Source organism: Candidatus Thermoplasmatota archaeon (genome assembly GCA_029907305.1).
Lineage (GTDB): Archaea > Thermoplasmatota > E2 > DHVEG-1 > DHVEG-1 > JARYMC01.
On the sequence record JARYMC010000009.1, the window covers coordinates 21,242 to 27,241 of the forward strand.

The following is a 6,000-nucleotide window of genomic DNA, read 5'->3' on the forward strand; positions in this document are numbered from 1 at the left end:
GACCATATGGAAAAAAGAACAATATTTTTAGAGCTGCCCCTAAACATAATCGATGAAATAGATCTGAGAAATACAATGGGGGATAGATCTCTCTTTATCACAGAACTACTAGAAAAACAACTACAGCAACAAGAGATTAGTAGAATGAACATATCCCAAGAAACAGAAACTGCCAAAGATAGCATAAAAAAGTTAGTTTCATCTGGCATTGTCACCTTGGTCGACAGCGAAGGTACACCTCTTGGTAGATTCGATATAAACACTGTTGAAGGATTCGAGGATCTAGCTAGAAAAATATGTGAAATATCAGAAGATCCTATGGTTAGAATTAAAGCGAGACGATGGTACTAAACAAATAAATAAAAAAATCATATTTCTTTCCAGTTAATTTTTTATATAAAAAATTTGTTTCAATTATTGGATGGGATGTCAAGCAAGTAGTACAATAGTTCTCATTGCTGTTAGGTTCACTTTCAAATATAAAAATCTTTTAGATAAGTTATTTTTGATGGGGTTTATATGAAAGATGAACCAGAAATAGTCAAAACATTAAGAGAAGAAGAATTAAAAGGTAAGTTACAGCAGCAGACTATTTTAAGCATAAAAACTTCTGAAAAACAATCAAATAATGGTTTAGATTATGGTAAAGACGATGGGTTTAAATATAAGAATGAAACGAAGTCATTTTTGAGGATTTCAACTGGTGCTAAGGAGACTCTTAGAGTTCTAATTAATCTGATGGTTGATCCTGTTGTCATTGTTGATAAAAAAGGAAAATTCTTAGAGATATCTGATAAGGTTGAGGTGATGACAGGGGTAAAAAAGGAAGAATTAATTGGAATGAACTTTATAAAAACAAATTTTATAACAGCAAAAAGTAAAGCAATATTAGTTAAAAATTTAGCGAAAAGAATGCTTGGGGAAATTTTAGATACATATGAGATTGAAGCAATTTCTAAAGATGGCAAAATATGGCAACTGCAGGTAAAAGGAATAAAAATCGAATATGATAATAAGCCAGCTGACCTTGTTGTATTTCATGATGTTTCCAAACAGAAAAAAATGGAGGAGGCATTAAGGGAAAGTAAAGAACAATTTCAGAAATTAGCTGAGAATACCGCCGCTGGTATTATCATAATTAAAGATACCAAAATTTATTATGTAAATCCTAGCATTGAACGAATAACAGGTTATAGCAGGGAAGAGATGCAGGGTATAAGTTTTTTGGATTTGGTGCATCCCGATTCAAGAAATATTGTTAAAGAGGAGATTTCTGCTCTAGAAAAAAAGGAAGGTGCATCTCTGGGAGGCGAAATCAAAATTATAACAAAGGAAGGTAAAGAATGTTGGATAAATTATGTGGGAACATTTATTGTTCTGGAAGGAAAACCTGCTTTGTTGATAACATCTTTTGATATCAATCAACGCAGAATTGTAGAAGATAAGTTAAAAGAGAAAATCGACGAGCTTGAAAAATTCCAGAAGGTTACAATCGATCGGGAGATCATGATGATTAATTTAAAAAAAGAGATAAATGAGCTCTGTAAAAAATATGGAGAAAAATCTAGGTATGTTATAGAATAAAAATTTGGGGTGTGTTGGAATGGAGAAAAAAATGATATCTGGTTTGGGGTTGTGTATTATTCTGTTAATTTTTTTTGCAGGTTGTATTGAATCAAATGAAATGGATCCTACTATTAAAAAAATAAAAGAGGCGGGTGTGCTAAAAGTTGGAACATGTACTCCATTTGAGCCTATGGAATATGTAGATAAAAATGGTAGTATTTTGGGTTTTGATATCGATATTGCAGAGATGATTGCTAAGCATCTTGGTGTTAAAACTGAAATCAAGGATTACCCATATCTTTTTGACAATATTTCTGTTCCTCTGGAAAAGGGTGAAGTTGATATGATAATAGCTGCTATTACAATAACTACAGAGAGATCTAAGCAAGTTCTGTTCAGCAGACCTTATTTGAATGCAGGTCAAATCATAATTGTAAATGCTAGTAACATGGATATTAAATCCGAAATAGATCTTTTTAATAAGACCGTAGGTGTTCAAAGGAATACTACTGGTGAAGAAGAGGCTTTGAAGTATACAAATAGCTCATCTCAAGTTATGAGTTATCAAAACTATGAATTGGCACTACTAGATTTAATAGCTGGGAAAATAGATGCTATTATTGTTGATTATCCTACCGGGGTGGCTTTGATAAAAGATAAACCTGGTCTTAAGTTAATTGGGATGCCGTTTACAAATGAATTTTATGGTATTGCTGTAAAAAAAGGAGAGAAGGCTCTAGTGGATGAGATCAATAGCGTAATTGTTAGTTTAGGTGAAACCGGCAAAATGGATGAACTTAAGGAAAAATGGTTTCTGGAAAGTTAGAGTATAGTATGATATTCAATATTTGAGATGTTACCATAATTTAGGATGGGATGTTAAAAGGTGAATATGAACATGAGACTTAAGTTTAGTCTTTCATTGAAATTGACATTAATTGTTGTCTTGATATCAGCTATTGTTATTTTTAGCATTACATATATATATGTAATGAATCAAACTAAATTTTTTGAGAAAAACTATTCTGATAAAGCTATATCTCTTGTTCAGGCTCTTGATGCTAGTCTAAGAAGTAGGGCTGAATTAGAAGATACAGAAAAATTGCAGGGCTACATCCAGAAATTTATTTATCTTAACCTAGAGGTCTTGGAGATAAGTCTTAATCTACCAAAAGATGATGAATTAAAGGTTTTTGTATCCAGCAATGGAGAACACATAGGTACTACTTCTAGCTCTTATAATCTTCAATCATATGAAAAAGGTGTTATATACAGTATTCCTATGAACGTTAGGGGATCTCATATTTTAACTGTGATCACTCCTATTCATCTCTCTGGGCAGATAGTTGGTACATATGAGATTATCCTTTCTATGGATCGGGCTTATGCTGCGCTCAACATTCAAATAAAAAATCTAGTCACTATATCTGTGTTTGGTCTTTTTATACTAGTTATTAGTTTTATGTATGCATTAAGAAAAATTATCTTAAAACCAATCACTGTTTTTTCAGATGCAGCTAGGATGATTGGTGGCGGTAATTTGGATACGCACGTAAAAATCAATTCACGTGATGAACTAGGTAATCTCGCTTTTGTATTCAATAATATGATATCTGAGCTGAAACAGTCAAGAGATGAAATCGGGAGGTACAGTAAAAAACTTGAAGATCAGGTTTATGAAAGGACAAAGGAATTAGAGGTATCAAAAGAAGAGTTGAGAAAGAAAGTTGAGATTCTAGAGAAAAATAAAACAGCGATGCTTAACATTATGTTAGATCTTAAAAAAACAATCGCAGATTTGGAGGAAGCAAAAAGATACATTAACCAGCAGAATATCGAATTAAAATCAGTTCAAAATCAGTTATATCGGTTAAATGAGGAACTTGAAAAGAAGGTTCAGGAGAGAACTGCTGAGGTTCAGCGTCTCCTCAAACAGAAAGATGATTTTATCAGTCAACTTGGTCATGATCTTAAAAACCCATTAACACCACTTGTTGGCCTATTACCTATTTTGAGGGATAAAGAAAAGGATCCTAAAATCAAAGAGCAGCTGGACGTTATTATTAGTAATGTCAACTATATGAAAGATCTTGTTATTAAAATTTTACAGCTCGCTCGTTTAAATTCGCCGAATATAAAATTTGATATAGAGGACTTGAATATTAAAAAAGAGATCGATGATATCATTTCAAATCAGCAGTTTTTCTTTGAAGAAAATAATTTTAAAGTAGAAAATAACATCCAAGATGACATCATTGTTAAGGCAGATAAAATTAAATTAGAGGAGCTCGTTAAAAACCTTTTTACTAACGCAGTTAAGTACACTTTAGATGAAAAAGGTAAGATCGTTGTCGATGCGGAGAAAAAAGATGGTTTTGTCACTGTATCTATTAAAGATACTGGTATGGGTATGACTCCTGAGGAGATTGATCATATTTTTGATGAGTTCTATAAAGCTGATGAATCCAGACATGACCTAGATAGTAGTGGCCTTGGTCTCAGTATTTGTAAACGTATTGTTGAAAGACATGGTGGTCGTATTTGGGCTGAGAGCGATGGTAGAGGTAAAGGTTCAACTTTTCGTTTCACTCTAAGATTGTCTGAGGATAAATGAAAAATTAATTTAATAAAATATGTATACTAATGGTTGGTAAGTATGACCAAAAAAATAATGGTGGTAGATGACGACCCAAGTATTATTTATACTGTTAAACATGGTTTAGAGGCATTGGATCCTGATTTTAGTATTATTGGTGCGAATAGTGGAGAGCAATGCCTTAAATTATTGACTAGTGAGATCCCAGATGTTATCTTACTTGATATTATGATGCCTGGTATGACAGGTTGGGAGACTATAAATAAGATTAAACAGAATGATTCGTGGAAAACCATTCCAATAATTTTGCTAACTGCTAGAACAGATAGAATAGCTAAGGATGCTGGTGCTTTTTTAGCTGATGATTATATAGAGAAACCTTTTCAGATACAGGACATCAAACAGAGGATTGATAAGGTTCTGACATCAAAATCTAGTAAGAAAAACTTGTTTGATATCTGATCAGCTTTTTTTATACGCCTTCTACGTAGTAGCTTTCTTTATCATATGAGATGGTCATTTCTTCTTTGATTAACTCCCCAAGTCTTTTTATCCCCTCTCTTATAATATCGTCTTCTGAGTAAGAGAAATTAAGCCTCATTGAGTTGTAGTTGCTCCCATCTGGGTAGAATGCATCCCCAACTACGTATGCGACTTTTTTTGCTATCGCTCTTCTAAACATAAGTCGTGTGTTTAGATGTTTTGGTAGGGTTACCCAGAGGAACATGCCACCATGTGGTACAGTCCATTTTACTTCTTTTGGGAAGTATTTTTCTAGTGCTTCTATTATGACGTCTCTTTTGTGTTTGTAAAGTTTTTTTATTTGTTCGATTTGCTTGTCCAAGTAACCACCTTTTATGTACTCATATGCTACGTATTGTGAGAACACGTTTGAGCATAGGTCTGTGGATTGTTTTGTTAGAGCGAATTTGTTTATGATTTCCTCTGATGCTATCACCCAGGCTAGTCTTAAACCCGGGGCTAGAATTTTTGAGAAGGTACCTATGTAGATTACCCTGCCTTTTGTGTCTAATGCTTTAATTGGTGGTAATTTTTCTCCTTCGAAGATCAGATCACCGTATGGGTCGTCTTCGACTATGACAAAATCATATTCTGATGCTATTTCCAGTAGCTCTTTACGGTGTTCAAGTGAGATGGATTCCCCAGAGGGGTTCTGATAGGTTGCTACTGCGTATAGGAACTTTGGTGTTATACCTGTTTTGTGTAATCTTTTCAAGTTCCTACGTAAAGATTCAATGTCTATCCCCTCATCGTTCATCGGGATGCACTCGCAGTTTCCTTGATATGCATGGAATGCCTGTATTGCACCGAGATAGGTTGGTGCACTAGTAATGTATGTGTCACCAGGGTCTAAGAAGTTAAATGCTACAAAAGAAAGAGCTTGTTGTGCACCACTTGTTATAAGTATGTCATGTATCTGGCAGTCTATACCTTTTTTTTCTTTCATCCTCTCTGCAAGAGCACCCCTTAGAAGAGGTAAACCTTCTGTTGTACCATATTGAAGAGCGTTTTTTATGTTTGTTTTAAAAACCTTTTCCATACACTCATGTATGGCATCTACTGGAAAAGCCTCAGGGTTAGGTAGACCACCTGCAAGCGAGATGAAACCAGGGCTCTGCGTGAGTTTCAGTAGCTCCCTTATCTCAGATGATTTCAGTGTTTTCGATCTCGTTGAGAATAAACGGTCGTAGTTCACAACCATAGTTTTACACCTGGTAACCGGTATATTTTCACCTATATTAAAATTTCCTAGTGTCATAAAATGATTAAATTTTATAGTTCATCACCTCATTAATTGTCCAAATATGATCAGTGAA

6 protein-coding genes are annotated in these 6,000 nt (G+C 34.0%); 5 read left to right on the forward strand and 1 reads right to left on the reverse strand.

What is annotated here, in order from left to right:
- Positions 1-6: 6 nt before the first annotated feature.
- The 5 genes from QHH19_01370 to QHH19_01390 all read left to right on the forward strand — a co-directional run bounded on the left by QHH19_01370 (position 7) and on the right by QHH19_01390 (position 4,624).
- Positions 7-351, forward strand: a complete 345-nt coding sequence (locus QHH19_01370; GenBank protein ID MDH7516984.1) for a hypothetical protein — start codon at positions 7-9, stop codon at positions 349-351.
- A gap of 168 nt (positions 352-519) precedes the next feature.
- On the forward strand, positions 520-1,584 hold the full coding sequence (locus tag QHH19_01375; protein MDH7516985.1) for a PAS domain-containing protein: 1,065 nt from the start codon (positions 520-522) through the stop codon (positions 1,582-1,584).
- Between the two features lie 19 nt (positions 1,585-1,603).
- On the forward strand, positions 1,604-2,392 hold the full coding sequence (locus QHH19_01380; GenBank protein ID MDH7516986.1) for a basic amino acid ABC transporter substrate-binding protein: 789 nt from the start codon (positions 1,604-1,606) through the stop codon (positions 2,390-2,392).
- Between the two features lie 165 nt (positions 2,393-2,557).
- Entirely contained in the window at positions 2,558-4,180 is a 1,623-nt protein-coding gene (locus QHH19_01385; protein ID MDH7516987.1) for an ATP-binding protein, read from the forward strand.
- Positions 4,181-4,222: 42 nt separating this feature from the next.
- Entirely contained in the window at positions 4,223-4,624 is a 402-nt protein-coding gene (locus QHH19_01390) for a response regulator (GenBank protein MDH7516988.1), read from the forward strand.
- A 10-nt stretch (positions 4,625-4,634) separates the two neighbouring features.
- Here the strand turns inward: QHH19_01390 and QHH19_01395 are convergent, their stop codons facing one another.
- Positions 4,635-5,942, reverse strand: coding sequence for a PLP-dependent aminotransferase family protein (locus QHH19_01395; GenBank protein ID MDH7516989.1), 1,308 nt, complete (start codon positions 5,940-5,942; stop codon positions 4,635-4,637).
- Positions 5,943-6,000 lie beyond the last annotated feature (58 nt).

What these genes read in the sequence shown, in the direction of transcription:
- QHH19_01375 (MDH7516985.1), top strand. Translation starts at nt 520, where the DNA reads ATGAAAGATGAACCAGAAATAGTCAAAACATTAAGAGAAGAAGAATTA.
- QHH19_01390 (MDH7516988.1), top strand. Translation starts at nt 4,223, where the DNA reads ATGACCAAAAAAATAATGGTGGTAGATGACGACCCAAGTATTATTTAT.
- QHH19_01380 (MDH7516986.1), top strand. Translation starts at nt 1,604, where the DNA reads ATGGAGAAAAAAATGATATCTGGTTTGGGGTTGTGTATTATTCTGTTA.
- QHH19_01385 (MDH7516987.1), top strand. Translation starts at nt 2,558, where the DNA reads ATGAATCAAACTAAATTTTTTGAGAAAAACTATTCTGATAAAGCTATA.
- QHH19_01370 (MDH7516984.1), top strand. Translation starts at nt 7, where the DNA reads ATGGAAAAAAGAACAATATTTTTAGAGCTGCCCCTAAACATAATCGAT.
- QHH19_01395 (MDH7516989.1), bottom strand. Translation starts at nt 5,942, where the DNA reads ATGACACTAGGAAATTTTAATATAGGTGAAAATATACCGGTTACCAGG.